Genomic DNA, 18,322 nt, shown 5'->3' with positions numbered 1-18,322 from the left:
CGCCTCGCGATGAGGCCCGGCCGCGCGCGGGCTGCGCAATCGTGGATAGAGGAGGGATGAACCATGCAGAACGTCTATTGGGAAATCGATGGCATCAAGGGCGAGAGCACGTCGGCGCAGGGCAAGGACATGATCGAGCTCCTGTCCTTCAATCACGGCGTGTCCATGCCGCTCACGGCCGGGCCCTCGAACACGAGCCGCGCGAGCGGCCGGTGCGTTCACAACGACTTCACCGTCTCCAAGTACCTCGACATCGCCTCGCCGACGCTCAACCTGAAGTGCTGCGGCGGCGAGGACATCAAGTCGATGAAGGTGCACATCTGGAAGGCCGACGCCGCCGGGGCGCCGCACAAGTACATGACGTACACCTTCGATAGCTGCATCATCACCTCCGTCTCGGTGACGGGCGGCGGGGATCAGCCGATCGAGAGCGTCACCTTCGGCTACAAGAAGATCACCTGGGAGTACGCGCAGCAGAAGCAGGAGGCGCCGGGCGGGGCCAAGGGCAAGAGCTCGGCGAGCTTCAGCCTCGAAGAGAACAAGGGCAAGTGATCTCGCGGGGCCGAGGGCGCGCCGCCGCCCCGGCCTCGTGACGAGGACGCGAGATGGACGAGAGCTGGGGCGCGGCGGACGCGGGGCGTGTACCGCTCTTCGACCGCCTGGTCGACGACAACCCATCGCAGCGCAGCGAGGCGCGGCCGAAGCGCAGCCACGACCTCGACGCGCTGCGCGCCTCGGTTCTCCGCGAGCTCGAGCGGCTGCTCGGCACGCGCTGCCCCGTGCCCGGAGACGTGGCCCTCGCGCGCCAGCGCACCGTGATCGACTACGGCCTTCCCGACCTGGAGCTCGGCGGCCGCGACGTCGTCAAGGAAGACCGGTTCCGCGTCGCGCGGCTCGTCCAGCAGACGATCGAGGCGTACGAGCCCCGCCTCGCGCGGGTCGAGGTCGAGCTGCTCCCTCCCGCGGACGGCGACGCGCGGTACCGCGTCGCCGTCCGCGCGCTGCTCGTCACCGAGCGGGTGCGCGAGCCGCTCAGCTTCACCCTGCCGCTGCCGGAGGTCGGGTGACGACGACCGACCACGACGCCGAGCTGCTCGATCTCTACGCCCGCGAGCTCGCCTACCTGCGGGAGCGCGGCGCCGAGTTCGCCGCGGCGTACCCCAAGATCGCCGCGCGCCTCGGCCTGGAGGGGCGCCACTCGGCGGATCCGCACGTCGAGCGCCTGCTCGAGTCGTTCGCGTTCCTGACGGCGCGCCTCCAGCGCCGCCTCGACAGCGATCTCCCCGAGCTCACCACGTCGCTGCTCGGCGTCCTCTATCCGCCGCTGCTCTCGCCCATCCCGTCGATGGCGATCGCGGCCTTCGAGGTGAGCCCCAGGGACAGCAAGCTCACCTCGGGCCACGTGATCGAGCGGGGCACGCCGCTCTTCGCGGAGGCGCACGGGGGCCCGACCTGCCGTTTCCGGACGTGCGCCCCGGTCACGCTCTGGCCGATCGAGATCGAGGCCGCCGGCTTCGGCGCGCCCGAGGCGCTGGATTTGCCGCCGGGCTCCGGCGGCGTGATGGCGGCGCTCCGCATCCGCCTGCGGAGCGGCGGCCCTCCGCTGCGCGCGCTCGGGGTGCGGCGGCTGCGCTTCTTCCTGAGCGGCGGTGGCCTGAGCGGCTATCGCCTGTACGAGCTGCTCTTCGGCCACACGCTGCGCGTCCTCTGCGCCGGCGAGGGCGGCAGCCGGGATCTCGCCGAGGCGCGGCTCCACCCGGTCGGCTTCGGGCCCGACGAGGAGGCGCTCCCCTACCCCGTGCACGCGTCCCCCGGGCACCGGCTGGTCCAGGAGTACTTCGCCTTTCCCGAGAAGTTTCTCTTCTTCGACGTCGAGCTGACGCACCTCCCCGAGGGCACGGCGTGCAGCCTGCTGTTCCTGCTCGACCAGCGCCCGCCCGCGAGCCTCGTGGTGCGGGCCGACACCTTCCGGCTCGGCTGCGCGCCGATCGTCAACCTGTTCTCCCGCACGACCGAGCCGATCCGGGTCGATCACCGCTTTCCGGAGTACCGCCTGGTCGCGGACGCGCGCCGCGAGCGCACGACCGAGATCCACTCGATCCACAAGGTCACGGCGACTGCGCCGGGCGAGGCGGAGCAGGTGGAGTACGCGCCGTTCTTCTCCTTCACGCACCACGCCGAGGGCGCGGGCCCGCGGGCGTTCTGGCAGGCCCGCCGCGTCGCGACGTCGCGCGAGGACGTGCCCGGCACGGACGTGACGCTGTCGTTCGTCGATCTCGACCTCTCGCCTCGGAGGCCCCCATCCCGGGTCGTGTACGCCTCGGTGCTGTGCACCAACCGCGACCTCCCCGAGGAGCTGTCCGCCGGCGTGTCGCTGTCCCTCGAGCGTGGGGCCGCCATGGGCCGAATCACCTGCCTCACCAAGCCGACCCCGCAGCGCGATCCTCCGCTCGGCGGACAGGCGCTCTGGCGGCTCGTCTCGAACCTGTCGCAGAATCACCTCTCGCTCTCGGGGCCGGGCGGCATGGACGCGCTGAAGGAGATCCTGCGCGTCTATCTCTTCGCGTCGATCCCCGAGGCGGAGCGCCAGATCCAGGGCATCGTCGGCGTGTCGGCGCGCACCGTGACGCGGCGGATCGGCGCGGACGCGTGGCGCGGGTTCTGCCGCGGGACGGAGGTGACGCTGACGCTCGACGAGGAGCAGTTCGTCGGATCGAGCCCGCTCTTGTTCGCGGAGGTGCTGAGCCGATATCTCTCGCTGCATGCGCACATCAACTCGTTCACGGAGCTCGTGCTGAGGAGCACGGGGCGCGCGGAGGTCTGGAAGCGATGGCAACCGATGGCAGGCGCGAAGGCGCTTCTGTAGGCGAGGAGGACTGGCTCTTCGCCGAGGGCCGCCGCTTCGACTTCTTCCAGGCGGTGGCGCTGCTGGAGGCGCGGGCGGAGGGCTGCCGGAGCGTGGGCGAGAGCTCCGAGCCCGCGGCCGAGGCCGTGCGGCTGCGCGGCGCGATCGACCTCGCGTTTTCCGAGACCGACGTGGCCGGGATCGAGCGCCCCGCGCGCGAGGGGGAGCCGCCGGTGCTGACGGCGAGCTTCATGAGCCTCGCGGGCGCGCTCGGGCCGCTGCCGCCGCCGTTCGCGGAGCTCGTGTACCAGCGCGCGGCGCGGCGCGACCTCGCGCTGCGCGATTTCCTGGACATCTTCAACCACCGCCTGCTCTCGCTGGTCTACCGCATCCGCAAGCGGCACCGCATCGGGCTCGGCGTGGCGTCTCCGGAGCAGGACGACGCCGCGCGGTACCTTTATGCGTTGATCGGCCTCGGGTTGCCGTCGCTTCGCGGGAGGTTACCGGTGAGCGACCGCGCGCTGCTGGAGCCGGCGGCGCTGGTGGCGCGGGAGGTGCGGCCGATCGGGGGGCTCACGGCGCTGCTGCGGCACCACCTGCGGGTGCCGGTCGAGGCGGCGCCGCTGACGGGGGCGTACCACCCGATCGAGGAGAGCGATCGGACCGCGATCGGGCCCTCGGGGCGCAACCGGGGGCTCGGGCGAGGGGCGCTCCTGGGGCGGCGGGCGTGGGACCAGGAGGCGGGGTTCGAGCTCGTCGTGGGGCCGCTCTCGCTCCGGGATTACGTGCGCTGCTTGCCCGGCGGGGACCTGCTCGAGCCGCTGTGCGTGCTGACGCGGTTCTATGCGGGTGATGCGCTGAGCTTCACGGTGCTCCTGCGCCTGCGCGCCGGGGAGGCGCCGGCGGCGCGCCTCGGGAGGCGGCACGGAGCGCGCCTCGGGACGACGGCGTGCCTCGGCGGGGGCGCGCGGAGGCGGGAGCCGATCGAGAAGAGGCTGCGGGGGGCGGCGCTCCGGGATGCTGGCGATCCGGATGCGGGCCTGGGCGCCGCGCCGCGGTCTGGTTGAGGAGCTCGGTCGACTCGCGCTCTGGCCCTCCGCTCGCCACACCGACGCTCGCCACACCGACCCGACCCACTCGCTCTTCACGCCGAACTCCCATGCTCCAGCTCAGGAACAACACCGCGTTCAAGGCGAACATCGCGCTCTTCCCGGACGCTCGCGGGGTGGACACGCTCTACGTCGCGGTCCGCGCGACCTTCGCTCTCCGGGGCGGAGCGCTGCGCATCGCCGAGGCGCAGGAGCCGCTGAAGCTCGCGGACGAGTACTGGGGCGAGCCCGGGCAGACCAGCCTGAAGCACGCCGCCGATCTCCACCTCGGCAAGCCGGCGACCGACGTGGTGCTGCTCGGCGAGGCGTGGGCGCCGCGCGGGCGCCCGGCGCCTTCGGTCGATGTGTCCCTCGCCGTCGGCCCGGTCGCGAAGGTGCTCCGCGTCTTCGGCGACCGGGAATGGCGTGGCCCGCTGGATCTTCGCATCTCTCCGCCGGTCCCGTTCGAGCGCATACCGCTCGTCTACGAGCGCGCCTTCGGCGGCGTGCTGAAGTACGATCCCGAGAAGGGTCCGCTGGAGATCGATCAGCGCAATCCAGTGGGTATCGGCTTCGGCCTTCGGAGCGCGCCGCCCGAGAAGGCGGTGCGGCGGCTGCCCAACCTGGAGGACCCGGCGCACCTCGTCTCGGGCACGCGCGACCGCCCGCCGCCCGCGGGCTTCGGCTTCATCGCGCCCTCGTGGGAGCCGCGCAAGCGGTATGCGGGGACCTACGACGAGGCCTGGCAGGAGTCGCGGGCGCCGTACCTGCCGAAGGACTTCGACGCGCGCTTCTTCAACGCGGCCTCGCCGGGTCTCGTCTGTCCGGGCCACCTGCGCGGCGGCGAGTCGGTCAAGGTGCAGAACGCCTCGCCAGATCCCTGGGATGTGCGGCTGCCGCTGTGCGATCTCGACGTGAAGGTCACGATCGAACCCAGCGTGGAGCGGCCGCCCATGCGGCTTCAGACCGTGATGCTCGAGCCTGGCGAGGGGCGGCTCGGGATCGTGTGGCTGGGCGAGGTGGGTTGCGACAAGCGAGCGCTCAAGGTGAAGCTGGTGGAGATCGACGCGAAGCGGATCGAGCTGAGCGGACGGAGGTCGTGATGGCGGCGCCGGGCGCGGACATCCTGCGGGTCGGCATGGTGAGCTCTGTCGGGCTGAGCGCCGAGGTGACGAGCGCGGCGGTCCGGGCGGGGATCGATCGGTTCCAGCAGAGCTCGGTCCTGGATCGCCGCTTCAATCCGCTGGTCATGGCGCTCGTGGCGACTCCGGATCTGCCGCCGCTCGCGCCTGCGCTCGAGGGGATCGCCGGACTGACCGCTCGGCAGATCCGGATGCTGCGGCTGGCCGGCCCGGCGCTGCGCGCATGCCTCGAGGACGCTCCGCCCGGACCGGCGGCGGTGCTGCTCGCGGGGCCCGAGGCGTTCCCGGGAGGCCGTCCCGCGCCGATCGGGCCGGTTTTCCTGGAGCACCTCGCTGCGCAGGCGGGGGTGAAGCTCGATCTGGCGCGCAGCCGGGTGTTCCCGGCGGGGCGGGCGGGGGTCTTCCTGGCGCTCGCCGCGGCGCTGGAGGGGCTCTCCGCGCGCCGGTATGATCGCGTCGTGGTGGGCGGCGTGGATACGCTCCTCGACTTGTACCTGCTCGGGACGCTGGACCTCGAGGAGCGCCTGCGCGCGGCGGAGATCTTCGACGGCTTCATCCCGGGGGAGGGCGCGGCGTTCCTGCTGCTCACGCGGCCGGGCTCGGGGCGCACGCCGCTGTCGCGGCTCGTCTCGGTGGGCACGGCGGAGGAGGAAGGGCACCGCTATACGACGGCGGCGCCGTACCGCGGTGAGGGGCTGGATGCCGCGCTCAAGACAGCGTTCGCGGCGGCGCCTGAGGCGCCGGTACGGACGGTGTACGCCGGCTTCAACGGCGAGAGCTTCTTTGCCAAGGAGTGGGGGGTGGCGGTGGCGCGGCACAAGAAGAGGATCGCCGAAGACTTCGTGATCGAGCACCCGGCGGACTGCGTGGGTGACGCGGGGGCGGCGCTCGGGGCGATGCTCGTGGGGCTGGCGGCGATGTCGCTGGCAGAGGGCCGCCGTCCGTCACGCTGTCTGGTGTGGGCGTCGTCGGATCTGGCGGCGCGCGGCGCGGCGATCCTGGACAGGGAATGATTCGGTAGCGGAAGGGACTGGAGGAGCGAGCGATGGGAACGAAGGTGTTCGCCAACATGCGCGGGGTGGTCCACAAGCAGAGCGGCGGCATGAGCATGGTGTTCCCTGACGTCTGCAAGACGCCGACCCCCGGCGGGCCGGTGCCGATCCCCTATCCGAACATCGGGCAGGCGTCGGACACGTCGGACGGGCCAAAGAAGGTCACGTGCGACGGGAAGATGCCGATGGTGAAGGGGGCGAAGTACTCGAAATCGAGCGGCGACGAGGCGGGGACGGCCGGCGGCGTGATGAGCTCGTGCAACCGGGGGGAGTGCGAGTTCATGCTGTACTCGTTCGACGTGAAGTTCGAGGGGAAGAACGTGTGCCGGCTGGGGGACCCGCTGTTCCATAACAAGAAGAACATGATGGGATGACCTGGACGCGCGATTCGAATCGGTACAACGACCGAGGATAGACATAATATCGACCAATCATCCAATCATCTGCTGCAATCAGAGCCACGATAGAGCCAACAAGCGGCAACCGTTTATCTTGAAGCATCGCTCCTAAGAGGCGATAGAACAATCCCGGCGTAATGCATTAGCCAAACCGAGATCGTTCGAACAATCACAAGAAAATCTCTATGTACATCAGCGACTCAGTAGGAGAGAACGGGAAGAACGACGTCAACGATGTCAAATTTGTTCAGGAAATTCTGAACATGATCGCCAGCAAGGATGCTCACATGCCAACGCTGACGGTGGATGGGAAAGCAGGAAAGAAAACCAGCGATGCCATCAACAAATTGCAACGCATTTATGTAAAACTGAAGACACCAGATAACCGCATCGATCCGAATGGGCGTTCGGAAAAAACCCTAGTGGCAAATGCGCTGGCGATCGACAAGGCGTCCCTTGCAGAGCTGGTAAAGAAGCACCAACGCAAGGAGGTCAGTCCGGCAGTTCATCAAAAAGGCCCCAAGACCATCACCTACCGCGTCCACGCCAGGAGGGTTCTCTCAACCTACACGGAAAACATCGTTAAACTTGCCATGACTTATGCCGGCATCAACAAATGCGACATTTCCAGCACCATACGCACGTTCGACGATCAGGCGAGAATTATGTACGAAAATTGCTTCGCCTATCGGGCAGCGAGTTCGGTCGAATCCCTGCGTGCGGCGCGCGGCTGGGGTTATGCTGCACCTGGCAAGGAGGTGGAGAAAGTCTACTACAGCAAGAAAACCGCCGGTAAGGAGGCAACGACCGCGGCCATGAAATCCAAAATTGAGGAGCTGTACAGACAGGGTCAGCAGGTATCCCTGCATTGCGTATCCCAATCGGATTACTTCAGGAAGAATGTACTGGACATTCCTTATAACAGCGTTGATGGCAATAAGCGGAAGGACCTCGAGGTGGCGCTGATGGGCATGGCTCAGGAAGTAAAGAACGCGAGACACGCAAAACCCATACCAGGAGAACCTTATGTGAGCCGGCTAATCATCGAAGACAAATGCTGGCATCTTGAAATCGATCAGACACACAAGCAACTACCCAATCAAGCTCGGTCCGCAATCGGCGACTTCACTTGCGGCACATTCATTTGCGCATTAGATCAGTGGTTTTGAATTTCGGCTCTTCAGTGAAAGTGGAGCCGATTGATTTGGCCGATTTTGCACGACTGCGACAGGGCGGCGCAGACAGGAGCAAATGCGCGCTGCAGCGTAACGGCGGGCGGTGGCAGCAGGGCAACGGGGGTCTCAGGATCCTACACATCTCGCTTGATGTGTACTGGGCGACGTGATCAAAGCTGCGGATGGGTTCACCTGCAGCAGAGCACGCAGCGGCACTCGCCGAGGAGATGAGCGACGCGCACTTCGGCGATGCGCGGCTTTCGAAGCGCCAGAGCAAGCTGGTGCAGAAGCTGGCGCAGGCGCCGGACAAGAGCTTCCCCTCGCTCTTGTCCGACAGCGAGCTGGAGGCGGCGTACCGTTTCTTCGGCAACGACGCCGTCACGCCCGCGGCGATTCTGGCTCCGCATGTGCGCGCCACCCTCGCGCGCATGGAGGCCGAGCCGGTCGTGCTCGCCATCCATGACACCACGACCCTCTCCTTCCGCTCCGACGGCCAGCGGCAGGGGCTCGGACGGCTGCGCTCCTCGGGGCAGACGTTCTTCGCCCACTTCACGCTGGCGGTCAGCGGCGATGGAACGCGCCGCCCGCTCGGCGTGCTCGATCTGAGCACGCACGTGCGCGACGACGGCACGACGGACAACGAGCACGACCGCTGGGGAGAGCAGGTGGAGCGAGTCGCGGCCCTGGGCGCTGCTCCGCACGATGTGGTGCACGTCATGGACCGCGAAGGAGACGACTACGGCCTGTTCGCGCAGCTGTTGAGCGCACGGCATCGGTTCGTGATTCGGCTCGCGCACAATCGCCTCGTCGAGGCTGACGCCCTCGGAGAGGAGGCCAAGCTCGAGCAGGCGCTCGCGCATGTTCAAGCGGTGGCCGTACGCGAGGTAGAGCTTTCGCCGCGGCCGGCGGGCAATCGCAGCCCTCAACAGAAACGGCTGCATCCTCCGCGCGCAGGACGCTTGGCCAAGCTCGCTCTTGGAAGCACGCGCGTGACCCTGCGGCGACCGAGATCCCAGCCGCGCGAGCTGCCTGCGACGCTCTCGCTCCAGGTCGTACGCGTCTGGGAGCTCGAGCCGCCGCCGGGCGAAGCGCCGGTCGAGTGGGTGCTGCTCACGAGCGAGCCGGTCGAGTCCGTCGAGCAGCTGACGCAGCTGGTCGACTGGTACCGGGCGCGCTGGATGGTGGAGGAGTTCTTCAAGGCCCTGAAGACCGGATGCGCCTACGAGAAGCGCCAGATCGAGGACCTGCACGGCTTGCGCAACGTGCTGGCGCTCTTCGCGCCCATCGCCTGGCAGCTATTGCTGCTGCGCAGCGAGGCTCGGCGCGCTCCGGAGCAGCCCGCGACCGCCGTGCTCACGCCCACCCAGCTCGAGGTGCTGCGGGTCTTCGCGCGCAAGCCCCTGCCCGAGAACGCCACGGCCCGCGATGCCTTCCTGGCAATCGCCGGGCTCGGCGGACACCTGCGGCGAAACGGCGAGCCCGGCTGGCAGACCCTGGGCCGTGGTTACGAGCAGCTCCTCACCCTCGTCCAGGGCTGGAGCGCCGCGAGGGAGGTGGGGAAAATATGATCAATCCTGAGACGGGGGTATGCGTTCGGTAGAGCCCATCCTGACGCCGAGCGGGCCAGGGACATAGGCTTGCCGTGCGATGCGAGAGCGACGGAAGGGCGCCAGCAACGGCGGCGAGACCAGACTGAGGGGCCTCGAAGCGACGACCGAGGAGCGCACCGCCGGCGACGCTGGCGTGCGAAGGCGGCACCCCGGCAAGGCGAGCGCGTCCGCCGCAATCGATGGCGCAGAGCCGGCGCTGCTGCGGCACAAGGAGCGGATCGCCGAAGATTTCGTGATCGAGCACCCGGCGGACTGCGTGGGCGACGCGGGAGCAGCGCTCGGGGCGATGCTGGTCGGACTGGCGGCGATATCGCTGGCAGAGAGCCGCCGTCCGCCACGCTGTCTGGTGTGGGCGCCGTCGGATCTGGCGGCCCGCAGCGCGGCGATCCTGGACAGGGAATGCTCCGGCGAGCGGAAGGGACTGGAGGAGCGAGCGAGGGGAACGAAGGAGTTCGCCAACATGCGCCGGGTGGTCCACAAGCAGAGCGGCGGCATGAGTATGGTGTTCCCCGACGTCTGCAAGACGCCGATCCCCGGCAGCCCCGTGCCGATCCCCTATCCGAACATCGGCCAGGCATCCGACACGTCATCGAGCGGCGATGAGGCGGGGACGGCCGGCAGCGCGATGAACTCGTGCAACCGGCGTGAGTGCGAGTTCATGATGTATTCGTTCGACGTCAAGTTCGAGGGGAAGAACGTGTGCCGGCGGGGGGACCCGCTGCGCCATAATAAGAAGAATATGATGGGGTGAATGGACGACAAGGTTCAGAACATCGGCCTTGTGGCAGATTGGTGCTATGGCATGATTTGTCCGGCCATCGAAGAAGACGCCCTCACCCCTAGCCCTGCGTAGATGCGCCAGCATCGAGCGCCCCCGCGCCGGAGATGCGTGGCGCGCTCGACGCGTAGATGCGGGGGATTTCACGAAGGACTCAGCGACGGGGTCGCTGGCGCGGCGCTTACTGCACCTTGAGCTGTGCCGCAGAGATCCCCCAGCCCTCCGGCGGGGCCTCTCGCCGCAAGGCCGCGATCACGCTCTCGTGAACGACGAAGAACGTCGGATTGTCCGGGATCCGGAACATTCGAAGATCCATCGCCTTCGCACGGGAGATCGCAACCTCGTCGAAATCGACCAGCGACGGCATCGCCCCTGGTCCTGGCATGATCTCGTCAAATTTCGACGCCTCCCTATCCACGGCGTTGACCATACCAATCACGTTAAACGCGACATGCGAGGACCACTCCTCCTGCGTCTCCGCGTTCCGCAGGAGCGCCGAGAAGATCTGCATATTATCCACTCCGACCTGTCGGAGCACCTCCACCAAGCGCTTGCTCGCCACTGGAATGGTGCTGCCCATGAGGTGGCCCAGCGGGACGCCCGTCGGATGGTTCACCTCGAACACCAAAGGGTCCGGCAGCGGACTATGAATGGGCACCCCGCTCAAGAAGTCCACATTGTCCGGAATAGGAGGGTTCTTTCGAACACCATAGAGCGCATAAATATCCGACTCCATTGACCAGTACATATACCCCTACAGTGACACGAGGCCATTGGGTGGCACCACGACGGCGTTGTTCAGGGACTTCGTGTAGTTAAGCGCGTAGCGCGAGACAAAGATCTTCCAGTGCTTCGCGTCGCCCGTCACTTTCTTCCTAACAACCTTTGAGAACCGGTCCATCACTTGGTTCACCCGCACGCTTGGCTGAACCTTTTCCTTCTTTCCGCCTCCCTCCTCCTCGCACAGAGGGCAGCAGTGCGACCAGCCCGCCATCCGATTGGCCATGTCCTGGAGCATGGCTTTTAAATAGTCATCATACTTCTGCGGAAAGATCATATCTGGATCCGGAATGGAGTGATGCCCCTTGTGGAACTGGCCCTGTTCTGCCGCCATCGGCGCCCACGCGAGCGTCGTCTTATCGGGCCTCGATCCCCAGTTTCCTTTCTTGTACTTCTCGGGGATGGAAGGCAACCAGGCACCGTTATCAGCATTGTTGACAGAGTAGCCAGTATCGCGCTCGATTCTCTCACCACGGATGAGCCAGTGCTCCATGGGGCTGCCGTCCAGCGCCTGCTTACCGCTGATCAGATGGTGCGCTTCATAAGAATACGCATCATGTTCCGGAAGCGTAAACGGTTCGACGGGATAGGGCTGGGGGTCTGATTTGCCCTGCTGGTCTTTCTCGCCTTGCTTGGGCCGTGCGCTGCTCTGCCTTGTTGTGAGGCAGCTCGGCTCCTCCATCACGGCACCTAGGACGCCCGAGTTGTTCTCTTTGCCTCCGTAGGTCGTGTAAACCTTGGGGGTCTCGCCGGGACAGAACGGACACTCGGGATCTTCGTCCGAGTGGGCTCGGGGGGGGCTGATGATCTCGCCGATCTCTGACATGGCTTCGGACGCATCCTACCAGGTTCTCCCTCCGGAAGGTCGTGGCCCATCACGGGAGGACCATCGGCACCGGGCTCACGCACGCCGAGCAGGCCTTCGACGCAGGGTTCCGGGATCGAGACATCGTCGGCGTGGAGGCGGGGATCCTCGACGCAGATCACTCGGTCCACTGCATGGCGGTCGCCGAGTCGCCCCTGCCCGGCTGTAAGGGTACACGGGCGCCCAGTTCGCCGTCGCGAATGCGAACGCCCCATGCGACCTCGATGGCAACCCTCCCACAGGCCCGTCACCCTCCAGCCCTCACGCCCAGAGCAACGTAACCCGCCTCCCCGACGGCGTCTTCGCCTCCTCGAACCGCGTGCGCGCGTCGATCTCGCCCGCCTCCTTGCGCCGGTCGAAGATCACGAGCACCCCCTCGTCGAGCCCGATCTGCGCGAGGTACCCGTCGAGCTGCGCCAACCCCTTCGGCAGCGGGCTCTTCTCCCCCTCGCGCCAGACCTTGAGCTCCAGCGCCGCGCGCTGCACGGCGCGCCGCCCCTCGGCGTCGCGGTAGGGCCAGCGCACGAGCAGGTCGATCCTCCCTCGGCCGAGGCCGTACTCGCGGTCGATCGTCCCACCGCCGTTCACCACCCGCTGCAGGAAGGCCATCAGCACGATCTGCGGCGCCACCTCGTGGTAGCCCAGGCTCCCGGCGAGCGCCTCGCCATGCTCCCGCCAGAACGCCGCGAACTCCTGGAGCAGCCGCTCCACATCGAGCCGGCCGTCCGGGAGCACGAAGCGCCTCGGCTCGGCCAGGATCACCGGCTCGACATCGCCCGCGAGCACCCGGGCGATCACCTCGCGGTAGATAGGGTTCGCGACGCGCGCGGGGTTGTTCGAGGCGAGCAGCCCGAGGTCGCGAGCGTACTGGAGATCGTCCTGGTACGTGTCGCCGCCGGCCGACAGCGCGCCCGCGACGAGCGGCTCGATCACGCGCCGGATGCGCGGCTCGTGCAGCCGCGCGACGAGCGAATCGAGGTGCGTCGCGCGAGCGAGGATGAGCCGCTCCTTCGCCTCCTCGACGTGCGCCACGGTGATCGGCTCGTCCGGCGGGACGGCGAGCTTCTCCACGATCTCCCGGGCGAGCGCGTTCACCAGCCAGGGCTGGCCGGCCGTCAGCGCGAACGCGCGCTCGGCGGCCTCCTCCGTGAACCGCTGGCCGGTCTCGGCGGTGTGCTGACCGTACAGGTCGCGCACCTCGTCGCAATCGAAGTCGCCGACCCTGAGCGATTCGATCTTGATGTTGAACGGGCTCGCCGTGCCGAGCCGGCCTGGGTCCCCCCCGCTCGCGGCCTTGTACTCGCGCACGTCGCGCAGGCCGCACAGCACCACCGAGGCGGGAAAGTCCACTGGACGGTTCGAGAAACCGGCCCGGAGCTGGCGCAGCACGCTGATCAGGCTCTGGCCTCGCAGCGCATCGATCTCGTCGAAGAACAGCACCAGCGGCCGCGGACACGCGCGCGCCCATGCGGACAGCTTCGCCCGGAGCAGCCCCTCGTCTCCCTCGAGCGACATCGGCGGCGGCCTGAGCTCCGCCGGCAGCTCCACCTCCGCTTGGAGATCGATCTCCCGCAGGATCGCCCGCTGCGCCGCGCCGATGTCGTCGCCCCACGCCTCGCCCTCCTCGCACGAGAACAGCAGCGCCGCGAAGCGCCCCGCCGCCGTCAGCCGCCGCGCCAGCGCCCGCAGCGCCGTCGTCTTGCCCGTCTGCCGCGGCGCGTGCACCACGAAGTAGCCCATCTGCTCCACGAGGCCGGGCGCCTCGGGCAGGCGCCGCTCCGCCGGGATCATGTAGTGCCAGTCCGGGCGGCAGGGCCCGGCCGTGTTGAAGCGGCGCGCCATGCGCGGAGCTTGCGTCCCGCCCCCGCCCGGCCGCAAGGCCCGGCCGCACGCAGGCCCACGAGCGCGCCGCGCGCGCGGCCGGCCTGGCACGCTCATCCCCTGCGCGCCGCGCTCTACCTCTACACGCCGAGCGCTACACCCCAAGCTCCGCCCGCTGCGCCTCCCCCCGCGCACGCACCTCGAACACCCCTAGCCGCGGCCTCAAGAAGCACCGCTCGATCGCCGCCGCCGCCCTCGCCGGCTGGCTCCCGCGCCGCAGCACCTCGTTGAGCCCCTCCAGATCGACCCCTCTCCCCCAGAGATGTCTCTTCCCCGCCGCGAAGTCCCCTCGCCGCCGCGCCCACCACCGCCCCACGGCCGCCGCATCAGGCCACGGCAGCCCGTCGTCCGGATCGGGCCCCACGTCCTCGTCCTCCGGATCGTCGCTCGGCCCAGCCTCCTCGAGCGCGGACCCCTCGAGCTCCTCTCTCACCAACTCCACGCCCGTGATCAACGACAGCGCCCCGCCCGCCAGGCGAGCCAGCCTGGGCGCGCTCATCCGTTCGACGAGCCACGGCACGTGCGCCGGATCCCCGAGCGCCCCCACCCCCGCGATCGCCGCCCGCGCCATCCCCGGCGATTCACCGAGCCCCCTCAGCCATCTCGCCCCCGCGTGCGGACCGAGCCGCCGCAACGCCACGCCCGCAGCCCGCTCCGCGAGCGCCCCACCGCCGGCAGCGATCTCGAGCAGCACATCCACCCCGCGCTCCTCCCCGAGCAGCGCCGCCGACCATGCCGCCCAGAACCGCACCGCCTCGTCCTCGGCGCCGAACGCCCGCCGCGCGTCGTCGATCCCCTCCACGAACCCCAGCTCCCCCAGCGCCTTGAGCGCCCTGGCCCGCAGCCGCGCGTCCTCTGCGGAGAGCGCCTCCTTGAGCGCCGGCCCCGGATCCCGCCGCCGCACCGCGCTCGCGGCGATGCCGATCGTCCGCAGCGCCGGCTGCGCCTTCGCGCCGAGCAGCGCTGGCAGCACGTCCTTCACGAGCTCCGGCGCCGCCCACCCGAGCGCCGACACCACCCCGCGCGCGATCGCCGGCGCCTCCACGCCCCGCGCGATCAACGCCGCGATCGCCCCCTGATCCCTCCGCACGAGCGCGAGCGAGAGCGCCGCGAACACCTCGCCCGCCCCCCCTTCCTCGGCCGCGGCCGCGCAGCCGTCCAACGCCGCGCGCCCGCCTCGCGCGAGCAGATCGAGCTGCGCCGCGAGCCGCGCGTCGACCTCCGCCAGGCCCTTCAGATCGTACCGCGGATCGCGCGCCGCCCCGTCTCGCTGGCTCCACAGAAATCCTGCGTTGTCCACCGCCTGCGCGAAGACCTCGGCCTCAGTGATCGACAAGGTCGCTCCTTCCGCGTCGCGACGCGCTCGCCCACGCCCGGGCGGACGTCAGTTGTTCTTCACCTCGCTGCCCTTGATCGCGACCTTCCCGTCGCCCTTCAACGTGAGATCCGCGCCGGCCTCGCCCTTCAGCGCCTTCCCAGCCTTGAGCGTCATCGCCTGCTCGCTCTTGATGGTCACCGTTTTGGCCTCGATGACCAGGTTCCCCTTCACCTTGAGGACGTGATTGCCCTTCACCTCGTGGGTGAAGTTGGCCTTGTTCGTGTGGGTCTCGTGCCCCTCGACCGTCAGGTCCCGTGTCCCCTTGACCGCGTGCGACTCATTGCCCTTCGACACGTCGATCGCGCGGTTGCCCTTCGCCACCGTCAGCAGGTCGTCCCCCTTGTCGATCGTCACCGTGCGGCTCTTCTCCACGCTGATGGTCTGGTCTCCGCCCACCGCCAGCGTCTGATCGTTATCGATGGAGATCGCCTGGTCGTGCTTGACGCCGATCGTCCAGTCGTTCTCCACGTCGACAGCCATGTCCTTCTGGGCGTGCATGTAGAGCTCCTCGCTGTCCTTCCTGTCCTCGAAGCGGAGCTCGTTGCCCGCGCTGCCCCCCTTCGACGACCGGGACAGGAGGGTGCTCTTCGTCTGCTCGCCGGGAAGCGCGTAGGGGACCGTCTGGTCCGCGTTGTACACCGACCCGGTGCAGAGCGGCCGGTCGGGATCGCCGCCGAGGAAGCTGACCACGACCTCCTGGCCGACGCGCGGCAAGTACCAGCTCCCCCACCCCTTGCCGGCCCAGGACTGGGCGACGCGGATCCAGCAGGAGCTGTTCTCGTCGCGCTTGCCGTACCGGTCCCAGTGAAACTGCACCTTGATGCGGCCGAACTCGTCAGTCCATATCTCCTCGCCGCTCTTGCCGACGACGACGGCCGTCTGAGCCCCCGCGATGATGGGCCTCGGCGTCACGCGCGCGGGGCGAAAGGGGCTCTGCATGGGCATCGCCTCGAAGGAGTTCTGGTACTCGTCGTTGTCGGCCGAGTGCGTGACGGCGAGCAGCAGGTACTCGCCGTTCACGTCGGAGCGCTCGTGCTGGACGAGCTGGAACGCATGGCCGGCCGTGAACGCGCGGCAGAACGAGCTGCCGACGAGGCGCCGGGCCACGCCCTCCTCCGCCTCGATGCGACGCGTGGCGATCGCGTCGCCGGCGCTCTTGTCGGCGTAGCCGCCGGGATACTCGAAGAGCGCGAGCTTCGCCCCGCCGCCGCTCGCCTGGCTGAGCAGCGAGGTGCTGGGCGCCTTGAAGTTGTAGTCGGTCGCCGCATACGACCCCGGGACGACCTCTCCGATGAGCTCGCAGACGGCCATCGCGTCCTCATCGCGCGTCGAGCTCTCGACGGCGCCCACGTAGCGCACGTCGCCGAGATCGGGGCAGCGCGGGTTGCCCGCGCTGTCGTCGCCGAGGATGAGGGTGTGCTTTCCGTCCTCGTGCTGGAAATAGTAATAGATGCCCTCCTCCTCCAGCAGCCGCGAGACGAACTGAAACGCGGTCTCCTGGTACTGGACACACACCTCGCGAGGAGCGTACGAGCCGGTCAGCTCGTCCTTGTAATCGGAAAAGCCGAGGTCATCGAAGATCTGCTTCACGATGTCGGGCACCGATCTGTCCTGGAAGATGCGGGAGTCCGTGGTCCTCGTCAGAAACCAGAGCCAGGGGTGGATCTCGGCGCGATAGGCGGTCCTCGGCTGGCCGCCGTCGACGTAGACACGGCCGGCCTGACGGAAGCGCGTGACGACACCGTGGATCATGCGCTCGGCCCCGCTGGAGAGGCGGATGACCGCGGTGATGCCCTGGCCGACGATGGAAGAAAAATCGATGGCCCGCTCCTCGGACAGGAGGTCGAGCTCGAACCGAAAAAGGCCGGACAGCCGCTCCTCGCCATGGATCCTGACGAGGGCGAGGGCGTCGGGGCCGAGGGGGCTATGGAGGGCGAGGATCGTCTTCGCCTGGGAGTAGGGCATCGCGCATCCTCTCGGTTCAGGGCCGGCGGTCGGGCCGAGACTACCACAGGGGCCCGCGGAGCCGCAGCGCGGCGACAGGCCCAGAGGCCATTGGCGTCCAGCGCGCGGTGTGCGACAAGGACATCGCTGCCCTCGAGAGGCGGCGCTGATTGTCTTCGCTGGCGCGGGTGCGTTGTGACCCCTTACGACGAGCTCCCCTCCCGTTTCCGTGGGCACATGACCGCGGAGCATCGCGCGTTCTTGCTCGCGAATCGCGGACGCTTGCTGGCGGACCGATGACGGCGGGGCTGACACTCCTGGCGCTGGCGGCGCTGCTCGTGGCGGCGCTCGTCGCCGAGCGGGGGCGACGGCAGCTACGGAGGGCTCTCGAGGACACGCGGCGCGCGCTCGCTGCAGGAGAGGCGGCTCATGCCGAGTCGGCGCGGGAGCGCGAGGCCGAGGCCGTGCGCCGCGGGGCGGAGGCCGCTCGCCACGCGGAGGATACGGCGCAGCGCGAGACCGAAGCAGCTCGCCAGGCGCAACACATGGCCCAGCGCGACGCCGAGGCGGCCCAGCATGAGGCCGAAGCGGCTCGGCAGGCGCAACGCGCGGCCCTGCGCGACGCCGAGGCGGCGTTGCGCGACGCCGAAGCGGCTCGGCAGGCGCAAAGCGCGGCCCTGCGCGACGCCGAAGCAGCTCGGCAGGCGCAACACGCAGCCCTGCGCGACGCCGAGGCAGCCCAGCGTGAGGCCGAAGCGACCCTGCAGGCGCAGCACGCGGCGCACGCCGCCCTGGAGTGCGCGAAGGCTATCGCAGAAACAGAGCGCCAGGCAGCGCTGGAGGAGGCCCGGCAGGCGCGCGCCGAGCGGGACTCGTTCGCGCTGGAGGTGCGGGTGCTGCGAGCGGAGCTCTCGACGGCGCGCAAGCCAGCCGAGAAAGCGGCGGAAAAGCTCGCGGGAACCTCCGTGAAGCCGAGGACGCCGAAGACATCGGAGCAGCCGGGCAAAACGAGTTGGTGGTGTCAGCAATGCGGGCGAGGAGGAACGCGGCCCGAGCGGTGCTGCAGATAGGTGGCCGATAGGTGGCCGATAGGTGGCCGACAGGTGGCCGATAGGTGCCGGAGAGTACTGCCGGACGAGCGCGGTGCCGCGCGCAGGAGATCCGTCACCGCGCCGCGCGCGCCTTCACGAGGCCGCCGCGCAAGGCCGCCGCGCACGTCGGGTCTTGCAAAAAATGGCGGCGGAACGGCTATCCCCGAGGACGGGACCTCACGCCGTGCCCTCGCAGCGCACGCCGGAGCGACCGACCCCTGTCAGTGAGCCCACATCTACCAGTGAGCCCACATCTACACCTCGACGACATCGCGCCCCCGAATGCTTGACCGCG

General features: G+C 68.7%; 16 protein-coding genes. 11 read left to right on the top strand and 5 right to left on the bottom strand.

Annotated features, from left to right (window positions below; genetic code table 11):
- The first annotated feature begins 63 nt into the window (after positions 1-63).
- From WMF27_RS46935 to WMF27_RS46890, 10 genes are all read left to right on the top strand, one after another.
- Complete coding sequence (locus WMF27_RS46935; RefSeq protein WP_437762356.1) at positions 64-552, top strand: Hcp family type VI secretion system effector; 489 nt, start codon at positions 64-66, stop codon at positions 550-552.
- A 53-nt stretch (positions 553-605) separates the two neighbouring features.
- Positions 606-1,067 (top strand): type VI secretion system baseplate subunit TssE, encoded by a 462-nt coding sequence (gene tssE, locus WMF27_RS46930; RefSeq protein WP_437762357.1) that lies wholly within the window; start codon positions 606-608, stop codon positions 1,065-1,067.
- A complete protein-coding gene (gene tssF / locus WMF27_RS46925; RefSeq protein ID WP_437762358.1) occupies positions 1,064-2,866 on the top strand; it encodes a type VI secretion system baseplate subunit TssF in 1,803 nt (600 codons plus the stop codon). The genes tssE and tssF overlap by 4 nt, the downstream gene beginning before the upstream one ends.
- A complete protein-coding gene (gene tssG / locus WMF27_RS46920; protein WP_437762359.1) occupies positions 2,830-3,912 on the top strand; it encodes a type VI secretion system baseplate subunit TssG in 1,083 nt (360 codons plus the stop codon). The genes tssF and tssG overlap by 37 nt, the downstream gene beginning before the upstream one ends.
- Before the next feature lie 92 nt (positions 3,913-4,004).
- Positions 4,005-5,036: a DUF2169 family type VI secretion system accessory protein gene (locus tag WMF27_RS46915; RefSeq protein ID WP_437762360.1), complete on the top strand. Its 1,032-nt coding sequence runs from the start codon at positions 4,005-4,007 to the stop codon at positions 5,034-5,036.
- Positions 5,036-6,088 carry a hypothetical protein gene (locus tag WMF27_RS46910; protein ID WP_437762361.1) on the top strand — a complete coding sequence of 351 codons (1,053 nt, stop codon included), beginning with the start codon at positions 5,036-5,038 and terminating at the stop codon, positions 6,086-6,088. The genes WMF27_RS46915 and WMF27_RS46910 overlap by 1 nt, the downstream gene beginning before the upstream one ends.
- 32 nt (positions 6,089-6,120) lie before the next feature.
- On the top strand, positions 6,121-6,501 hold the full coding sequence (locus WMF27_RS46905) for a DUF4150 domain-containing protein (protein WP_012241942.1): 381 nt from the start codon (positions 6,121-6,123) through the stop codon (positions 6,499-6,501).
- Positions 6,502-6,710: 209 nt separating this feature from the next.
- A complete protein-coding gene (locus WMF27_RS46900; protein ID WP_437762362.1) occupies positions 6,711-7,694 on the top strand; it encodes a hypothetical protein in 984 nt (327 codons plus the stop codon).
- Between the two features lie 188 nt (positions 7,695-7,882).
- Positions 7,883-9,268 (top strand): IS4 family transposase, encoded by a 1,386-nt coding sequence (locus tag WMF27_RS46895; protein ID WP_437943692.1) that lies wholly within the window; start codon positions 7,883-7,885, stop codon positions 9,266-9,268.
- 502 nt (positions 9,269-9,770) lie between these two features.
- Entirely contained in the window at positions 9,771-10,061 is a 291-nt protein-coding gene (locus WMF27_RS46890) for a DUF4150 domain-containing protein (protein WP_437769919.1), read from the top strand.
- Positions 10,062-10,269: 208 nt separating this feature from the next.
- On the opposite strand, the gene WMF27_RS46885 is transcribed toward WMF27_RS46890, so the two are convergent.
- From WMF27_RS46885 to WMF27_RS46865, 5 genes are all read right to left on the bottom strand, one after another.
- Complete coding sequence (locus WMF27_RS46885; protein WP_437762364.1) at positions 10,270-10,824, bottom strand: imm11 family protein; 555 nt, start codon at positions 10,822-10,824, stop codon at positions 10,270-10,272.
- 18 nt (positions 10,825-10,842) lie between these two features.
- The gene (locus tag WMF27_RS46880; RefSeq protein ID WP_437762365.1) at positions 10,843-11,694 is read right to left on the bottom strand and encodes an AHH domain-containing protein; all 852 of its coding nucleotides are present in this window, start codon (positions 11,692-11,694) and stop codon (positions 10,843-10,845) included.
- Positions 11,695-11,994: 300 nt separating this feature from the next.
- Positions 11,995-13,575, bottom strand: a complete 1,581-nt coding sequence (locus WMF27_RS46875; protein WP_437762366.1) for an ATP-binding protein — start codon at positions 13,573-13,575, stop codon at positions 11,995-11,997.
- A gap of 133 nt (positions 13,576-13,708) precedes the next feature.
- A complete protein-coding gene (locus tag WMF27_RS46870; protein ID WP_437762367.1) occupies positions 13,709-14,950 on the bottom strand; it encodes a TIGR02270 family protein in 1,242 nt (413 codons plus the stop codon).
- Between the two features lie 48 nt (positions 14,951-14,998).
- Positions 14,999-16,957: a type VI secretion system Vgr family protein gene (locus tag WMF27_RS46865; protein WP_437762368.1), complete on the bottom strand. Its 1,959-nt coding sequence runs from the start codon at positions 16,955-16,957 to the stop codon at positions 14,999-15,001.
- Between the two features lie 275 nt (positions 16,958-17,232).
- Between WMF27_RS46865 and WMF27_RS46860 the strand changes: the two genes are divergently transcribed.
- A complete protein-coding gene (locus tag WMF27_RS46860; RefSeq protein ID WP_437762369.1) occupies positions 17,233-18,006 on the top strand; it encodes a hypothetical protein in 774 nt (257 codons plus the stop codon).
- Positions 18,007-18,322 lie beyond the last annotated feature (316 nt).

The organism is Sorangium sp. So ce281 (genome assembly GCF_051527395.1).
GTDB classification, from domain to species: domain Bacteria; phylum Myxococcota_A; class Polyangia; order Polyangiales; family Polyangiaceae; genus Sorangium; species Sorangium cellulosum_B.
Note: the sequence above shows the minus strand (reverse complement) of the source record. Positions and strands in the feature narration are given on the sequence as shown.